We start from the raw sequence: 16,554 nt of genomic DNA on the forward strand, positions 1-16,554 counted from the left end.
CCGGCCCGCGGCTTCCGCAGGCTGACCCACTCGACCACATCATCACGGCGTACGGGTTCGGCGAGATCTCGCCCGCAGCGCAGGCTCGCCTCACCAAGCGTGCGGGAGGCGAGTCGCCTCCCGCACGCTTTGTATGCGTTAGCAATCGCCGCCAGTGGACGACGTCATGATTGACACCTCGCGCACGTGGGTGAGGTCAACCGCCGGTGCCAGTTCCACACTGCTGGCATCCGCCGCCTTGGCCGAGGAGGCTCGTCCAACCGTAATGGCGCCGACATGGTCATTCGGCTGGCACGGATCCGGCATCACAACACGATTTCCGGCACTCACCGTATATTTCTGTTCACCTGTCGGTATGCGCTCCATGACGACACTCGTGCCGGTGCCACGCACCGAGCCCGGCACATCGCTGATGTCGGTGTGAGCCGGGCCGGCGAATCCGGTACTGGTAACCAGGTCAATTGTCGCTTCGCCACGCGTGACGTCAACTGCGGTCACGCGTCCGACCAAACCCTCGGCCACAACAGCGAGCTGGCCTCGCCGCACCGCCTGGATCTGCTGGACAGCCACAACGATCTGCTGGCCGGTTTCAGCCACCACCTTGCCCGGCACCGCTCGCGCGTCGTCGTCGGCACCGCCGTCGCCTTGCACCTCGAACACCTTTGTTGTTTTGGCCAGCAGTCGATTCGGCTTGACAAATCCGGAGATGGTCGTTGATTGCGCTGTCGCGGCCAGCGGGAACCTCTGGACAACAAGGCGGCCGGTCGGCGCGTCGGGATCGCCGATCATCTCATCATCGATGATCGAATTCGAGACTCGCACTGTAGTGACACCTGGCATGGCAACAGCGATGGCGTAGGTACCAAAACCATCCGTACTGACCGCTCCGACCGGTCCGGTCAACCGGGGACTGACCAGGCTGATCACCTCAGTCGTGACCGGGTCGGGTGCGGGCCGATCCGCCCGTAGCCGCAAAGCCTCAGCCGCACTCACATCACTGGTGAAGAACGCCAACCGCGCGACACCCTGCTTGTCGTAACCCTGCAAGACCGCGATCGAGTGCAATTGTTGGTCGTTCCGCATCGCCACGAAAGCCCGGACGGCGGTGTGCGGCCCTCCTGTCCCGACAGCATCCCAGACGTCCGTGGCCTCACGTACCAGACCGGCATCGACGTCACCGACAGCAGACCAGCCCAGGAACGGGCCATCCGGGGGTGGCGCGGCAAGCTGTGGCGCCGAGCCGAATCCGACCACCCTGAACATGGTCACCAGTACCGCCACACACACGGCGGCCGCCGCACCGGCGGTCACACGCCGCCGCCGACGAAGCCGACGTGACCGCCGCATGACCTTGTCTTCGTAACCCTCGACAGGTTTCACCGGCTCGGCCAGGGCAGCAAGGCGGTCACGCAGCTCTGTCTGGCTATGCATACCGCACCTCGTGTTCAGCTGTGGCGTCGACCTCGACCCAACGCTGGCGGAGAGCCCGCAGGCCCCTGGACGAAAGACTCTTGACCGTGCCCACCGAACAGCCCAACGCCAGCGCCGCGTCCTGCTCGGACAGGTCTGCATAGAAGCGCAGGACGACCGCGGCACGCTGTCGTGCCGGCAGAGCATCCAGCGCCCGACGCAGCCAGTCCCGCTGTTCCACCCCCACGTGCTCGTCCCGGGCCTGCCGTTCCACCAGCCGGCTGAAGGGCTGCTCCCACCAGGCCCGGCGGCGCCGCGCGCTGAGGTACGTATTGATCAGCGTCCGTTGCACATAGTTGTCGATTCCTTCCGACCGCTGCAGACGCGACCACACCACGACCGTCTTCGCCAACGTGGTCTGCACCAGGTCTTCGGCTCGGCCAGCATCCCCGCAGAGCAGAAAGGCCTCATGAAGCAAACGACCGTAGCTAGCCCTGACGAAGGCTGTCACCTCCTCGTCGTCCTGTCTGTCCATGCTTCCTCACCATCCTCGCCGACATCCTGATAGCAACTACCTACGCAGTGACCGCATTGAAACGTTGCCGCCAGAAAGAAGTTTCTCGTCCAATTTGCCGAGCACGTCACGGCTCCGGCGGCAGCAACACGGGACGACCGCCGCGTTTCGAACACCGATCGCGGCGGCGAACGGCCCGGTCCAGTCGGGTCGCGACCTGAGCCGGCGTTCTCCGCGAACCAGGCCGTCAGTTGACGCTTCCGCCCCGAGCTGTACCTCTTCCCGTAGAGCCCGGCGGCTGCGGCGCGCGGTGGACCTCAGACGTGAGCGGCGATCCGCAAGAGCAGCCGCCGCTCACGAATGCGTCGTGGTACCGGCACCGCAGCGCTCCCTCCCTGGCGTATGCGAGGGAGCGGCGCAGGCGCGCAGGTTCTCACCCTTTGTTCAGCTGCCGGGCGATGCGCCGCCGGTACGTCTCGTCGGCCAGGTAACGGGCGGCGTAGACGGTGCGGCGCAGCGCTTCGTACTCCTTGATCGCGCTGGTAACGCGTTCTGCTGCTCCTTCGACGAGCACAACTTCCCGACGACCGGCGCCGCGGTGGCGTGTCCATCCTGTACCGACTCAGCGACCCGCAGCAGGTCGTCCCACATGTTCGTGACCAGGTCCCAGTTGAGCCGCCGGGTCAGCAGTGCGCCGGCGCGTGGGTACCGGTCGAGGTGCCCGAGCCGAACGCGCGGGTCAGCGGCAATCGGTGGTGGTAGTTGACCACGGCGGCGTTCGCGAGCGACGCTGGCGGAGCCGGCGTGGCACAAGTCCTGATCACACTCGGCACTTTCGCAGTACTCGCGGCGGCTACTGTGGCGATTCGAACGCTGGGAGCGAGACGGCGGTGACCGACGCACCTCGGACCCATCGCAGTGGCGGCCACGGATAGCTCGACCATCCGCACATGCCGCTGGGCGCGTGTGGCGCCCACAGACGTGATTGCACCGTGTGACTGGCATTCCGGCCGGGGGCATACGCGCAGGCTCGGATGCCGTCATGCGGCGAGGCGCTCACAAGAGGCTTGGGCGCGATGGGTCCAGGTGGTTGAGTCGGCGCCGTTCAAACAAGGTCTCGAGCGCCTCGACGCCGTTCGCTCGTTTGTACTCCCGCTCGGTCGACGTGATCGGAATGAGCCAGGCAACGGTCGTGCGGCCGTTGTCCCACTCGAATGCATGGAACCCGTCGGCCTCCGGATAGGGGAACGACAGGAAGCCGTGGTCCAAGCCCGATCCATCCCAGAGCTCCATGCCGAAGTTGACGGTGTGGCCGAGATCCAGGCGCGCGCCGGTCAGGTGGTAGTGGGCGAGCATGTGGAGAAACTCCACTGCGCGCAGGTTTTGCTCCGGCGCAAGAATGAAGGCCTCAATGCCGTCCGGCTCGCCGTTGCTCATGCCGACAGTGGCGTAGCACCAGGTTCGCTCCCGGTGGAATTCCAGTACCTTGAACCAGGACGGCAACTCGCCGACCCGGCCAGCACTCAACCGGTGTGGCCGGGGCGTGACCTGCCAATATGCAGCGAGATGCGCCATCGCGTGCTTCTCGTACGTCACGCGGCCCACCTCCGAATCCGTCCGGCCGCGACAACCCCAGCCCCGCCGCGAGCGAATGCTGAAACAGTACGCGATCATGCGGCAAATCCGGCTCGATCGCCGCGCTGACGGCCGTGGCCTGACGCCAGCCTGGCTTCCCCATCATCGACGGGTCATGTTCGCCGAGTGGTACCACGATTGGTTCCAAGCGCTTGATGAGCACCCAGCGAACGCTTGATCACGTTCGCGCTCATGCCGCGAACAGATCGCCTCGCGGCGCTGTCACGCTGGAAGTCCTGTCGTCTACGGTTGTTCGCGTGGGGCAGGCTGAGATCGTCGGGCAGGGGCTGATCGAGCCATGCCCGCAGTGCGGCGCGCCACTGCTTTCCGTCCCGGGTCAGATTGTCGTCGGGGACCGGCTGGAGTGGTCGATCTCGTCCACCTGCAATGGCTGCAAGGCCCAGATCGAGTACTGCGGAGCAGACGAGATGCCCGAGGAGTTCCGTCAGGTTGTGCTTGCCCGGGACGGTGTCGCCCGGGTCCGGATCGACCCGGAGTCCGCGCGTGCGCTGCGGGTTCCGATCCTACGCGTGCTCCGACGCTATGGCGCCACCGTCGACGAAGCGGCCGACACCTTCAGGCGCCTGGCCGGCGCCGGCCTCACGGGCACTCAGGCCGAGATGCGTCTGCTCGCCGACCGCCTGGACGCGGTCAACGCGGCGACACGGCTGGATCGGTAACAGGCGACAGCTACCTGGGTGGCAGAATCCGCCTGTGGCAGCCGACGATGCTGCCGATCGAAGCCGGTTGGCGGTTCTTCTTCCAGCTCGACGGCGGTGACGGTTCCGGCCCGGAAGACCCGTACGCGCTGAACTTCGGCGGCGGCACGGGGTATGCCTTTGTCAGCCCGGACCGCCGGGAAGGACGATTCTTCTGGGACTGCGTCTGAACCACCGCCCGCTGCGGGTCGCGATGCGATCTGTTCGGCACCCGGACAAGATCATGTGCGCGGACCTGTCGCTGTCCGGGTGCGACGCGATGCCGCAGATTTTGGGAGGTTCGCCGATGGGCGGTTCGGGGCTGACGGGGTGATCGCGATCGAGCCGACCCGAGGGCCGGCGGCCCGCCACGGACTCGCCGTCGGCGAAGATGCGGTCGCGTAGCGCCTCGAGCTCGCGCAGGGTGTGGGTGGCGTCGGCGATCTCGACGCATTGCCCGCCCGCCTGCCGGACGATCCACGCGTCGAACGCCCGGGACGGCTGCGATACACCCGGACCAGGTCCGCGGCCGTGTCCATCCCGCGCCGGTGCAGGCATCGGCGAACTGCTGCCGGCCGCCGTCGTCGATGCGCTGCAGCAGCCCGTTGAGCGCCCCCGGTTGGCCGCGAACGGCGTGAGGCCGGGAACGACCGCAGTGGCCTGCGGCCCGGCGCAACCGGACGTGCGCGGGCCCGACGACGCGGCCACCGACGAGCACCGCGACTGACCGGACACCGGTGTTGCCAAGCCCAGGCGAACTCACGGATCTGCCGCTGGGCGCGCGCTGGGCGTTGCCGCCCGCCACGGTTTCCTCCCGCCGCGCTCGTATGAGGGACTGGCGGCTCACGCGGTCGAGTCGCGGTCGGTGCCAGCAGAGTGGAGTGTTACCTGGACGCCCGCCGCAGTCAGCTGCTTCGCCAGGATCGCCATCTCCGCGGGCGTCCCGGTAAGCCCATGGCCGGTAAGGGCCGCATACGCGTCGGCTACATCTGCGATCGTGGCACCTCGCCTGCGCAATACGGCGAGGGATCGTAGCCGTAGCTCCCGGTTCTCGTCCGGATCGACATGCAACCGCGTGAGCCCGACCCGGGCGACGACGGCCTGCCTGACGATGCTGTCGAAGTTGTCGAACTCGGCTGGCGACGCACACGACTCGTCGGTGTAGCCGCAGTCGGCGCACCGCGACGTGGCAGTCCATACGACCCGGTCGCCTTCGACAGCTTCCGCGACGTGAAGCGAAACCGCTCCCCCGCAGCTTGGGCATGGCCCCTCAAGATCGCCGCAGATCAGTACCGCCACACTCACAGCAAGACCGTAGGACCGCCGGACGACAACGGCATCCCGATTTGCAACCTCCGCAACACCGCAGGCACGAGCCGGTCAACGATGTGTTGATCAGCTGCGCGCTCATAGGGACTCCCCGGAGCCCGTGACAACACATCCGGCGTCGCCCCGTCTGCCATTCCGCCCTGAACATCCAGTCCGGTGAGCGAAGGTAGCAGCGACGCATAGCCGAGCCCGCCGAATGCGAACGGGCCCAGCACGAGCGACAACCCACAAGCAGCCGTCGTCGACCTCGGCCTGTGCGGCCACCGCCGATACCGGCACGGACTGACGCCACCGGGTGGTTCATCTACGATGCCGCCATGTCCAGGGACTGGCGGGCCGTCACGGTGCTGTGCGTCGCCATCATGCTCGGTGCTGCTGCGTGCACGTCGAGCCCACCGCACCAGACCGCCGGGGCGGCGCAGTCCGCCGCGGTCGAGCCCAGTACCGCCGAGTCCGCGGCGGCGAACCAGAGTCCCGCCGCGTCCGGCGCCACGCTGAGCCGGCGGGCCCAGTCTTCGCCGACGCAGGTCGCCACCACCGTCGCGGCCACGACCACCAAGAAGCCGACCTCCGGAGCCCCACACACCACCACCGCGGCAGCGGCCGGCGTCCGCGTGACGTCGGTCAGCTTGCGGCTCGAATACGCCAAGTGGGCGGGTCTCTGCGATCCGACCATCACGGTCCATTTGCAGCTCTCGATGACCTTCAGTGCGAGCGACACCTTGATCAGGAGCACGATCCAGCTGCACTCGAGCGACGGGCACGACCCGGCACCGCGCTCCTTCGTCGTACTGCCAGAGTACAAGGACTCGTTCAGTCCGAGCCTGACGTACGACGTCAGCGTCGACCCGGCCAGCCCGAAGCGCACCATCGACTTCTGGGTCGAGACGCTCGAGCCGAACCACATGACCTCCGCCCGTACCACATACACCATTGACTGCCACCGCTCGTGACGGCAAACCCCTGACGGCAACTGTCAGAGCGATGTGAGCGTGCGCGCCGAACGGGCGCTGTATTTCCCGAGCTCCGTGTCGATACGGGCATTCGTCGCCACTCAATGTCACGTCAAACGGGGCCTCGACCATTGCGGATCGGCTGACTCGAACTCGACCACGCCGAAGCCGACGTCGTCATCGCCACCCTCGTCGAGGCGACCCCGGCCCCACGCCGGGTGATCATCATGTCCCGGGACGGCGACTACTACCAGCTGATTTGCCTCTGCCACAACGTGCGTCGATCGTCGCGGCGCGCGAGCAACCCTGACCGGTGATCTCAGCAGACGGTCGCGGCGAGCAGGCGCACTTGCCCGTCATCTGGGTGGTGCTGCGGACGCCTTGCTCAACGCATGCTCGCCGCGACCGCCGCGTTCTGGCACAACCACGTCACGATCAGCCTGTGACCAAGTCCTTGATCGCGTAGAACCATCAACCTCGGTTTGGGCCTACTCGTCTAGGCTTCCGCCGGTGTTCACAGGGCTGGATGACATCGACTGGGAATCGCTGAGGCATGCCTACGGCTCGGCGGAGGACGTGCCGGGATGGGTGCGCGGCCTGGTCGATCCCGATCCGGCGGTGCGCGAGGAGTCCCTCGACGCCATGTACGGCGCGGTCCACCACCAAGGAGATATCTACGACTCCACGGTTGCCGCGGTGCCGTACCTGATCGAGGCTCTGACCGCGCCGGGCCTGCCTGGCCGGGAGAGGATCGCGGAGCTGCTCACCAGCATCGCCAAGCTCAGCGAATGGCCGGACGAGACCGAACTGGACGAAGGCGGGGCCGAGATGCTCCGTCAGGCCGTGCGGGCCAACGCGCTCGCCATGGCTGCGGCACCGACCCTGGTCCGCCTCACCGACGACCCCGACCCCGCGGTGCGGGCCGCGGCGCCGAAGCTTCTCGTCGCCGTGACGGCGAAGGTTCCCGATCTCGCCGGTCTGCTCATCGGCCTGCTCGGCACCGAAGACGACGCCGGAGTCCGTAGGGGGCTGTCCGACGCCTTGGGCAGCCTCGAACTCGGTGACGACGCGATCGGCCACCTGCTCGGCCTGGCCCGGTCCGCGCCCGCCTCCACCGCGCTGGCCGCTCTGATCGCGGTGACCCGCAATGACCCGCACCGGGTTCCCCTCGACGGCGTGCCGGATCTCATCGCCCGTGCCTACGCCGAGGAAGGCCCGCACGGGAATCCGCAGACCCGCACGAAGATCGCCGAAGCGGCCACCGGCGCGCTGGCGGCCGCTCTGCAACCGCTGTTCCGCGCCGAGATCGCGGCAGACCGGAGGTTCAACGTCTCGACCAACTCGTGGTCGACCGCCCAGGTCACCGACGACGAGCGGCTGCTCAAGCTGTGCCGGGCTGTCGCCTGGCCAGGTCCGACCTGTCGTCTTAGTTAAGGGCCGGGTAGCCGCTTTCCGCGGCTTCAACCGGAGGGCGCATTGGCTACGGTCCCCAATCGCGACGACCTCGATCCGCAGATCTGGGGTGCCGAGACGATCCGGAGTTGCAGCGTCTGCGACGGGCCAATCGAACCGCTACAGCTTCGGCAGGTATGGATCTCACTTCGGGCCGCGACCGACGTGTTGCCGCTGTTGGTCAACGCCTGTTCCGAAGCCTGTGTCCGAGCGCTTCCGGCTCCGCCAGAGGGTTACGTGGCTACGACGCATCAGGGCGGCCGCAGCGTCCCCCAACCTGACGTCCGGCCGAAAAGTTCGATGTCCTGGTGATCAATAAGCTGCAATACTGTCCAGACCATGGTGGTGCGACATCCCGCGGGGAGCTGAAGGCAATTGACCGAACCGCCGAAGTTTCAATACGTCCCGCTTCCGCCCGTGAACACGTACGCCATCTTGGCCGCTGTGTTCGCCTTCGTCGTCTTCCCGCCGCTAGGGATCTACTTCGGGCGCAAGGCCAAGGAGCAGATCGCGCAGAGCGGAGAACGCGGGATCGAACTGGCCAACGTAGGCATCATCGCCGGTTGGATCCTCAGCGTGTTCTACGGGTTGTTCATGATCGTATGGTGCGGCATGGCCGGCACCATGGTCTGGGGCGCATTCAACGGAGCTAACTGAGTATCAGCCCTGGGCCGGGTACGCAGAATCCAGATCGTCGGCATACACGGCCCAGTGGAAATGTCCCGGGGTGCCGGCGCCGTTAACGGTCCGCCGAACTCTTGCGGGTTGGTCAAACCCTGGCGAACCTCGATCGACGCCGAAGCCGCGTTGCCCGCCATCGCTGTCGGAGGGCAACGCCGCCATCGGGACGCTAGGACCGGCCGGGGGCGTAGCCGCCCATCAATGCGCGGGCAGCATCCATCGGCCGGCCTGCGGTTGCCGACGCCTTTTCAGCGTCGGCTGTCGCTGCCTGCACCTGCTTCATCATCTCGCGAAGATTGTCCGGGGCGTTGTAGCCGAATGTCCGCTCGAAGGACTGGTATCCCTCGATCGAGGACTGGGCGCTACGGGGGATCATCTTCTCCTTGAAAGCGAGGAGCGCAGCCTCGATGTTGTCGGGATCGGCGGCGATCATCTTTGCCAGCTCGGCACCGTCGTAAAGCGCCCAGTTCGCCCCGTCCCCGTCCGGCGGCGTCAAGTGTGCGGCATCGCCGACAAGCATCACGCCGGATACCTGCTTCCAGGCATGGCCGAGCGGAAGACCCCAGATCGGACGGGACACCGGGATTGTTTCGCCGCTGGTGATGAGCGCGAGAAGTTCTGGAGCCCACCCTTCTCCCAATTGCTCGGCGATGTAAGGCAGCGCGCGGTCCTTATCCGAGAAGTCCACCTCTGGCTTCCAGTCGACAGGCTTCTTGAGAACGACGTAGGTGTGGATCACGTCGTTGGCCTCGCGGTGCCCGAAGATCCCCTTGCCGGGCATCATCGCGAGCATCGCTCCCTGGCCGACCAAGTCAGCGCTTTCCTTGTGACGATTCTCGACGTCATGCAGGAACGTCTCGACCCAGACGGTTCCCATATAATCCGGCGTAGCACCCGAAAGGTACGTGCGAACCTTCGACCAGGCGCCGTCGGCGCCAATCAGTACGTCGGTCTCGAGTAGCAGCCCGTTACTGAAGTGAACGATGTGCGTGCCGTCGCTTCCGGGGCTTACCTTTTCAACCTTGTGGTTCCATTTGATGGCGCCATCAGGTAGTGACTCAAGCAGAATTCTCCTGAGTTCACCACGAAGAACTTCAGGGTTTTCCAGCTTTCCGTCGTCGGGCATCTCGCCGATGACCTCACCGTCTGGACCGAGGAACCGCATTGCCTCGCCGCCCATGTTGATGATCGAGCGGAACTCATCGAAGAGCCGGCACTCTTTCAGGGCAACCTGCCCGTTGAAGTCATGGATGTCCAGCTGGCCCCCTTGAGTGCGGGCGCTCGGCGAAGCGTCTGCTTCGTATACGGTAGACGCGATGCCGTGAACATAGAGAACGCGAGCAAGCGTCAAACCTGCCAGCCCGCCCCCGATGATTGTTATTGACTTGTCCACAGCAATGGCTCCCCTCGGAACGATGTCAGATCACCGCCGCGTCGTGCTCTGCCTGCCTTCACGAGCCGCCCTGCGAGCATGGCGGGTGTCACCTACACGGCGGCGATACGGCGGCGATACGGCGGCGTCATCCCATCCTTGGGATGAAATCGAGAGCTACGCACGCAGTCCTGCACGCCGGCTTCACCCCGGTGCTGGGCGGCAACGTCGCAGACCTTTCTGGCCGCTCAGCGCTTCCGCCGAGACTTGAGGGGCGCGGCGGCCGGGTGAGCGATGATGGCGGTGTGCTCATTACGACTCTCGGCCCGCTGGCGGTGGACGGCCATCCGGTGAGAGGCGACCGTCTCGCGGCGGTGATCCGCGAACTCGTGGATGCCCGGGGCCGTACGGTCTCCACCGGCGGCTTGATTGACGCGGTCTGGTCGGACGCCCCGCCCGATGATGCCCGGAAGGCAGTGCAGGCTCTGGTTGGGCGGGTCCGCCGGCTCGGTGTGCCGGTTCTCGCCGCGCCGGGCGGGTACCAGATCCCGGCCGATGAGGTGGAGATCGACGCCGTCACGGTCCGCGTGCTGGTCGATCGCGGCCGGCAGGCTTTGGCCGCCGGTGACGCGGCCGGAGCGCGAGATCGCGCGGACCGGGCGAGGGCGTTGTTCCCGGAGGTCCCCGAGCCGGCTGAGCCGGGCACTGCACGGCTCTTCAGTGATGTCGTGACGCTGCAGGCGGAGGCTGCGCTTTCCATCGGCGGTCCCTTCGACGAGACGGATCTGCGCCGTCTGAGCTCCAGAACACCCCCCGACGAGCCGGCCGCCGCCTTGCTCGTACGGGTCCTCGCGGCGCAAGGACGCGACGCCGAGGCGCTCGAAACGGTGGAGCACGTACGGACCGAGCTTTCCCGGCGGTACGGCGCCGACCCGTCACCAGTGCTCACCGAAACTCACGTAGCCCTGCTGCGCGGGCAACTCGTGGCCGCGCGCCCCAGGATGCTCGCCGATCTGCCCGCGGGCTGGCGCCGGGCGGCGACCCCTTTGGTGGGCCGCGACGAGGATGTGGCCGCCATCGGCCGGGCGCTGCTGGCCGCGCCGCTGGTGACCATCGTCGCCGCCGGCGGGGCCGGAAAGACCCGGCTGGCCGCCGAGATCGCCCGCTCCGTCAGCGGATCTCGCCCGGTCCACGTCGTCGAACTTGCTGGTCTACGAACGCCGGCCGAGGTGCTGCCTGTCGTCCTTACGGTTCTGCCCGGCGCTGACGCCGGCGGCCGACTGCTGGAGCCCCGGACGGGCAGCCTCGAGGCCGTCGACGCCGACCTTGACGGGCTCCTCATCCTCGACAATTGCGAACACGTCCTCGACACCGTGGCAGCCATCGTGACCGACCTGCTGGCAGTGGTGTCGCCCCGGTTCAGCGTGCTCGCCACCAGCCGGGCGCCGCTGGGCTTGGTCGGTGAGGTCGTCCACCGGTTGCCCGCGCTACCCGACGATGACGCGCTCGCGCTGTTGGGAGCCCGCGTACGGACCGGCGGAGCGGAGCCGAACTGGGATCGGGACCATGCAGTGACCCTCTGCCGCCGGCTCGACAACCTGCCGCTCGCCCTCGAGCTGGCCGCCGCCCGGCTGCGATTCATGCCGATCGAGGACGTGCTGGCCGGCCTCAATGACCGGTTCGCGCTGCTCGACGACGCGCTACGCGGACTACCCGATCGGCACGCCGGCCTGTGGGCTCTGGCGGACTGGAGCCGCAAGTTGCTCGACCCGGCCGAGCAAGCCCTGCTCGACTCGCTGGCAGTCATCGCGGCACCGTTCACCGCGGATCTCGCGCAAGCCGTCGTGGGTGGCACCGACGTGCGCCGGGGCCTGTCGATCTTGGCTGAACAGTCCCTGCTTCAGCTGGACGACGGCCGCTATCGGATGCTGGAGACTTTCCGCGAGTACGGCGAGGCCAGACTCGACGCCGCCGGCCGCGAGACCGCCATGACCGGGCTGGTTCGCTGGGCGAAGGAGCGAGCGGTGGCGTTGACCGCCGATTTCGTCGGCCCGGCCCAGGTCGAGGCGCTGGACGACTGCGCGGCAGACCAGGACAATCTGGTCGCCGCCCTGCGCTGGTCGCTGGACCACGACGATGAACCCGCCACCGTCGACATCGCCACCGCCCTGTTCCAGCTGTGGACCGTACGAGGCCAGCACGTCGAGGCCAGCGCGTGGGCCCGTCCCCTCCTTCACGTCGACGACCTCATCGCACGTCGCCGGTCGACAATCCTGAACGGCAAGGTCACCGGCCGTGCCCTGCCGCACGCCGACCGGCTCGCCTGGCTGTGCGTGCTGATCGGCCTCAACGCTGGAATCACCGGCACTAACCGGCTCAACGGGCTGGCCCGTCGCGCCCTGCGAACCTTGTTCGCCGAGCGTCCCCGCGACGTCTCACCCCGAATCGCCGCGCTGGCCGCAGCGCTGCCCGGGCTCGGACAGGCAGATCCCGACACGAGCCTGGCCGACACCGCGACACTCATCACCCACCCCGACCCGTACGTGCAAGCAATGGGGTACTTCATCAGGGCCGTTCTCGGCGAGAACGGTGGTACCCGGTACAGCGCGCTCGGCGACGGTGAGCTGGCCTACCGACGGTTCGAGGCAATAGGCGACCACTGGGGAATGGGGATGGCCGCCCACGCCGCCGGGCATGCGACTGACGCCGGCGGCCGGCACGGCGACGAGTGGCTGCGCCGCAGTGAACGGCACCTGAAGCTGGTCGGCGCAGCCGAGGACGCCCGATCGACTCGTGTGCTCCTCGACGCGCAGCTGGCCCTCGCCGGCGACATCGAGGCCGAGCGCCGGCTGCGCGAGATCGCAGGCTCGGACAACTATGACGGGACGGACGTCTGCCAAACTCACCTCGTTCTGGCACAAGTCGCGTGGCGGCACGGACGACCTGACGAGGCCATCACGCATACCGACGCGCTGCTGCGAGCGGCAGCCACCGTCCCCAGTACGGGTTCGGCGCCGTCCTCCACCCTGTTCCGTATCGCAGCCGTAGTCATCGATCTTTGGATCGCCGGGGCCGACTCGGCGAGGGAAACGGTCGCCAGCGGGCATGCTCGAGCCCTTGACGCCCTGCGGTACACCCGTGCTGACGCCCAGGCCTCCGGCGACCGCCCGCTTCTCGGCGCTTGGGCGATGGGTGGCGCCGAGCTGGCCGCCCTGCGCGGTGACACCGGAAAGGCGCGGGAACTGTGGGCGCTGGGGACGCGCGCCGGCGCGAACGTCAGCCGGTTCTTCCCGCAGGGACAAGGCACTCGTCTCGAGGCCGCCTTGGGCGACCGCGAGAACCGCGAGCCCTTGCTGGCCGAGGCCGGGCGGCTGACCAGAGCCGCCGTCTGCGATCGCATCCACGCCCTGATGGAAGACCTGCTCGCCTGAGCCGGCGCAGCGCCACAGTCGCGGCCAGTTGCGGGAACCGGCGTACCCGGCGGACCAATCGAAGGGCGCTGCCGTGTCGTTGTCGCGCATGCCTGTCACCGCCAGTGTTGCGCTGATCGGCAGACCGACGTCGCCAGCGATCCACAGAGATCATCGCGCTCCGTCGATCGGTGAGAGGAACATGGTGGTGCGCAAGCACGCCCCGAGGTTTTCAGGCCGGCGACAGCGCCGCCGGGCAGGCGGCCGATGACGGCGATCTGTCCCGGTGCGCCCTTCGCGATCATCGCTCCGGTTTCGGTGTCGGTCGCCTGGGCGCGCACGCTACGGACCGTCACGCAGGTGACTGCCAGGCTCACTGACATGCCGATGAGCGCGCGTGCAGCGTCGTTGTGAAAACGTTCGCAAGAATGGCGCCGGCGGCTCGTTCGGATAATGGGTGGAGCGTTTCGCGCCTGACCTTTCGCAGCGACAGCGTTGACGCGTCGGCGGGTGCGATGTGCCGCTGCCTACAGGTCCGCTCGTTGCCGCCGTGGCGGGCCAGCGCGGCGGGCCGGGTGTGCACCGGGGCTGGCGGACCGGGCTGGGTCGATCGGCGCCAGGCGTCTGGTCCGGCACGGTGGTGTGGCGGTCCGGACTGGTGTCACGCGCGCGAGGTCCGGCCTGTTCAATAGTTGTTTCCGGGGCCGGAACGGGCGCCGTCTCGGGCGCCGTGTCGTCCCGCCGATCCTCGACGGTGGTCGCCGGTGGAGTGGTGCCGTGGATGCGGCGGAGCTTGTCGGCGTGACGTCTGGCCAGCCCCCAGGCCCGGTGCCGTTCGTGTTCCCGGCGGAATTGTTCTTTTGCCGGGCAATAGCGGCGCGACCTGGTCCGGTCGCGCATGGCAGCCAATTCGCTCCTGGTAAAAAGCTGTAGCTGCGCCATTCATTGATTCTCCCAGAACCCTGCCGCAACCACCGCCCCGACCATCGACGAAGAATGTCAAATGGCGCACGCTCATGCCGCGATCCGGTCGCAACGGACCGTGATGGCGGGTTGGGTCCCGGCTCGGGGACGAGTTGTGGGATCCGCCGGCGGTGGTCAGACGGTGAGCCTGCCATCGAGCCACCACTCCAGATACGTGGCCAGGCTCGGGGCCACCATCGTGCGGCTGTCTGTTTCGTGGTCCCAGACGAACACGTCGGCCGGGCGGTCACGCATCACGAACGCGAACTGGTCGCCGTTGCCGGCGTCGGCGAAGAAGAGCATCGGCTCGAACGGCATGTATAGCCCGGCGAGCGTGGCGTCGTTCCGAAGGTCCAGGTTGTCGGCCGCGATTCGCGCTGCCGGCCAGATGAGCCCCAGGCCGTACTCGCCGTCGACGCCGTCGCTCTCGCGCAGGAGCTCGGCGAGGTCATGCGGCAAGTCCTGCCCCAATGCCAGCTCGCAGGCGCGTAGCGTCGATGCGGATGCGCCGCCGTGGAAGGTGACCTCAGCCGTCCACCCCGAGATCCGCTCGCGCCACATGATCGACAGCATGGCACATCGACGATCGGCGCGCAGTGCGTCACCTGCCGTGATTCCGCACGTCAGGACCCGTTCCTGCCGTCGACTGCTCTGCACTAGCGAGGACGCGGACACTCGCAACGCCGCAGGGGTGTACCAACCCCGCGAACGTTCATGGACAGCGCGCTATCCGGTCGTCGCCGGGCCGGGGAGACAGTTCAGAGCCGACTTGCGGAACTCGTCCACCAGGACGCTGTCCTCGACCGGCCGGGTCACCATCACGGCCTGACAGGGCGGGATGCCCTCGATCGGGATTGTCATCAGGTCCGGGCGGATGAGACCGCTTCGATCGCCGCGCGGATGCATGACGACGGCCTTGCCGCTCGCGACCAACTCGAACTTGTCCCGGACGGTGTGCACGGCCGGGCCGGCGAGGAGCCGGCCACCTTCCGGGCGCTCCGGCCACCAGAAGGCCAGCCACTCCGCGGAAGCGCCGGGGATGACGAAGTCCACCATCGGTTCCTCGGCGAAGTCGGCCACCGTGACCGAAGCCCGCCCCGCCAGCCGATGGGAGACGGGAACCACGAGCACCCGCGGATCGTCGTAGAGCACCGTGACGCGGTAACCCTCCATCGGTAACGCGAACGGCTGCCACGCGACCACCACGTCCACCCGGTACTCCGCCAGGGAGCGGACGTCCTCCCAAGTCAGATAGCGGGTATGGATCTCCGCGTCGGGGAAGCGCTCACGCAGGTCGCGGACCGCCGGGGTGATGACGAAGCCGGGTGCGTAGCCGATAGTGATCCTTCCCGATGTCGCAGCGGCCCGAACGTTCGTCACGGCGTGTCGGGCGGCCCCCAGCAGGTCATTCGCCTGCGCGAGGAAGACCCGGCCGGCCGCGGTGAGCCGGCTGCCATGGGCGTTGCGGTCGAACAGCCGGACACCGAGCTGCTCCTCGAGACGCTGGATCTGACGGCTCAGCGAAGGTTGCGCGACGCGCAGCTCGGCAGCCGCCCGGCCGATGTGCTCATGTCCGGCGACGACGGTGAAATACCGCACCAGCCGCAGGTCGAGATCCGCCATGGCTCCAGATTTTAGCCAGGTTCACCCGACCAGCGGCGACGTCGAGAGGCTCCGATCGGTACGCTCCGCACCCTGCGGATCGCTCCGCGGCCCGGCAGAGCCAAGGGACGGTGAAGAGCCATCCATCTCACCCCTGCTGGGCGGCGAGCGCCTCGAGGAGGGCATCGCGAGCTGCCTCAGCGACCATCCGGTCTTCGGCATCCGCACCCGAGCTGACGCCGACCGCACCGACGAGCCGACCGCGGACGATGAGCGGCACGCCGCCGACCATGTCGTGAAAGTCGATCCAGGTTGTGCTCTTGTCGAACGGCGCCATCGGCAGCTTTTCGGATTCGAGCGCAATAACCGTGAGTTCCTCGGCCAAGGCGTCGCGGGCGGAGTCTGAAAACGTACCGACCGGTGAGTTGACATAGATCAGTGGCATGACGCCGACCTTCCTACCGGGGATCGCAGCAGGGCCTTTCGTGGCAAAGCCACCGCGTTACGCGCGGCCGGCCGGCGGTTGTTCCTTGCG

Annotated in this window: 15 protein-coding genes and 1 pseudogene; 6 read left to right on the forward strand and 10 right to left on the reverse strand. The window is 67.5% G+C overall.

Annotated features, from left to right (window positions below; all coding sequences use genetic code 11):
• Nucleotides 1-138 precede the first annotated feature (138 nt).
• The 4 genes and pseudogenes from ACQPXD_RS32575 to ACQPXD_RS32590 all read right to left on the reverse strand — a co-directional run bounded on the left by ACQPXD_RS32575 (nucleotide 139) and on the right by ACQPXD_RS32590 (nucleotide 3,520).
• Complete coding sequence (locus tag ACQPXD_RS32575) at nucleotides 139-1,431, reverse strand: rod shape-determining protein MreC (RefSeq protein ID WP_432825166.1); 1,293 nt, start codon at nucleotides 1,429-1,431, stop codon at nucleotides 139-141.
• Nucleotides 1,424-1,945 (reverse strand): SigE family RNA polymerase sigma factor, encoded by a 522-nt coding sequence (locus ACQPXD_RS32580; RefSeq protein WP_432825167.1) that lies wholly within the window; start codon nucleotides 1,943-1,945, stop codon nucleotides 1,424-1,426. The genes ACQPXD_RS32575 and ACQPXD_RS32580 overlap by 8 nt, the downstream gene beginning before the upstream one ends.
• Before the next feature lie 343 nt (nucleotides 1,946-2,288).
• Nucleotides 2,289-2,641 (reverse strand): annotated as a pseudogene (locus ACQPXD_RS32585) (Tn3 family transposase); the annotation flags it as partial.
• Nucleotides 2,642-2,980: 339 nt separating this feature from the next.
• Nucleotides 2,981-3,520, reverse strand: a complete 540-nt coding sequence (locus tag ACQPXD_RS32590; RefSeq protein ID WP_432825168.1) for a suppressor of fused domain protein — start codon at nucleotides 3,518-3,520, stop codon at nucleotides 2,981-2,983.
• A 296-nt stretch (nucleotides 3,521-3,816) separates the two neighbouring features.
• On the opposite strand from ACQPXD_RS32590, the gene ACQPXD_RS32595 reads away from it, so the two are divergent.
• Nucleotides 3,817-4,239 carry a hypothetical protein gene (locus ACQPXD_RS32595; RefSeq protein WP_432825169.1) on the forward strand — a complete coding sequence of 141 codons (423 nt, stop codon included), beginning with the start codon at nucleotides 3,817-3,819 and terminating at the stop codon, nucleotides 4,237-4,239.
• A 47-nt stretch (nucleotides 4,240-4,286) separates the two neighbouring features.
• Nucleotides 4,287-4,448 carry a hypothetical protein gene (locus ACQPXD_RS32600; protein WP_432825170.1) on the forward strand — a complete coding sequence of 54 codons (162 nt, stop codon included), beginning with the start codon at nucleotides 4,287-4,289 and terminating at the stop codon, nucleotides 4,446-4,448.
• A gap of 652 nt (nucleotides 4,449-5,100) precedes the next feature.
• Here the strand turns inward: ACQPXD_RS32600 and ACQPXD_RS32605 are convergent.
• Entirely contained in the window at nucleotides 5,101-5,562 is a 462-nt protein-coding gene (locus ACQPXD_RS32605; protein ID WP_432825171.1) for a hypothetical protein, read from the reverse strand.
• Between the two features lie 341 nt (nucleotides 5,563-5,903).
• On the opposite strand from ACQPXD_RS32605, the gene ACQPXD_RS32610 reads away from it, so the two are divergent.
• From ACQPXD_RS32610 to ACQPXD_RS32620, 3 genes are all read left to right on the forward strand, one after another.
• Nucleotides 5,904-6,539 (forward strand): hypothetical protein, encoded by a 636-nt coding sequence (locus ACQPXD_RS32610; RefSeq protein WP_432825172.1) that lies wholly within the window; start codon nucleotides 5,904-5,906, stop codon nucleotides 6,537-6,539.
• 510 nt (nucleotides 6,540-7,049) lie between these two features.
• Nucleotides 7,050-7,973 (forward strand): HEAT repeat domain-containing protein, encoded by a 924-nt coding sequence (locus ACQPXD_RS32615; RefSeq protein ID WP_432825173.1) that lies wholly within the window; start codon nucleotides 7,050-7,052, stop codon nucleotides 7,971-7,973.
• A 393-nt stretch (nucleotides 7,974-8,366) separates the two neighbouring features.
• Complete coding sequence (locus tag ACQPXD_RS32620) at nucleotides 8,367-8,648, forward strand: DUF4190 domain-containing protein (protein ID WP_432825174.1); 282 nt, start codon at nucleotides 8,367-8,369, stop codon at nucleotides 8,646-8,648.
• A gap of 193 nt (nucleotides 8,649-8,841) precedes the next feature.
• Here the strand turns inward: ACQPXD_RS32620 and ACQPXD_RS32625 are convergent, their stop codons facing one another.
• Nucleotides 8,842-10,065 (reverse strand): FAD-dependent oxidoreductase, encoded by a 1,224-nt coding sequence (locus tag ACQPXD_RS32625; RefSeq protein WP_432825175.1) that lies wholly within the window; start codon nucleotides 10,063-10,065, stop codon nucleotides 8,842-8,844.
• Nucleotides 10,066-10,208: 143 nt separating this feature from the next.
• Between ACQPXD_RS32625 and ACQPXD_RS32630 the strand changes: the two genes are divergently transcribed.
• Nucleotides 10,209-13,475 (forward strand): BTAD domain-containing putative transcriptional regulator, encoded by a 3,267-nt coding sequence (locus ACQPXD_RS32630; RefSeq protein ID WP_432825176.1) that lies wholly within the window; start codon nucleotides 10,209-10,211, stop codon nucleotides 13,473-13,475.
• Between the two features lie 95 nt (nucleotides 13,476-13,570).
• Here ACQPXD_RS32630 and ACQPXD_RS32635 read toward each other — a convergent pair whose 3' ends face one another.
• From ACQPXD_RS32635 to ACQPXD_RS32650, 4 genes are all read right to left on the reverse strand, one after another.
• The gene (locus ACQPXD_RS32635) at nucleotides 13,571-13,837 is read right to left on the reverse strand and encodes a hypothetical protein (protein WP_432825177.1); all 267 of its coding nucleotides are present in this window, start codon (nucleotides 13,835-13,837) and stop codon (nucleotides 13,571-13,573) included.
• 715 nt (nucleotides 13,838-14,552) lie between these two features.
• A complete protein-coding gene (locus tag ACQPXD_RS32640; RefSeq protein WP_432825178.1) occupies nucleotides 14,553-14,990 on the reverse strand; it encodes an SMI1/KNR4 family protein in 438 nt (145 codons plus the stop codon).
• A 153-nt stretch (nucleotides 14,991-15,143) separates the two neighbouring features.
• The gene (locus ACQPXD_RS32645; protein WP_432825179.1) at nucleotides 15,144-16,040 is read right to left on the reverse strand and encodes a LysR family transcriptional regulator; all 897 of its coding nucleotides are present in this window, start codon (nucleotides 16,038-16,040) and stop codon (nucleotides 15,144-15,146) included.
• A gap of 127 nt (nucleotides 16,041-16,167) precedes the next feature.
• Nucleotides 16,168-16,464, reverse strand: a complete 297-nt coding sequence (locus ACQPXD_RS32650; protein WP_432825180.1) for a heme-binding protein — start codon at nucleotides 16,462-16,464, stop codon at nucleotides 16,168-16,170.
• Between the last annotated feature and the right edge of the window lie 90 nt (nucleotides 16,465-16,554).

The organism is Dactylosporangium sp. CA-092794 (assembly GCF_050948465.1).
Classification (GTDB): Bacteria; Actinomycetota; Actinomycetes; order Mycobacteriales; family Micromonosporaceae; genus Dactylosporangium.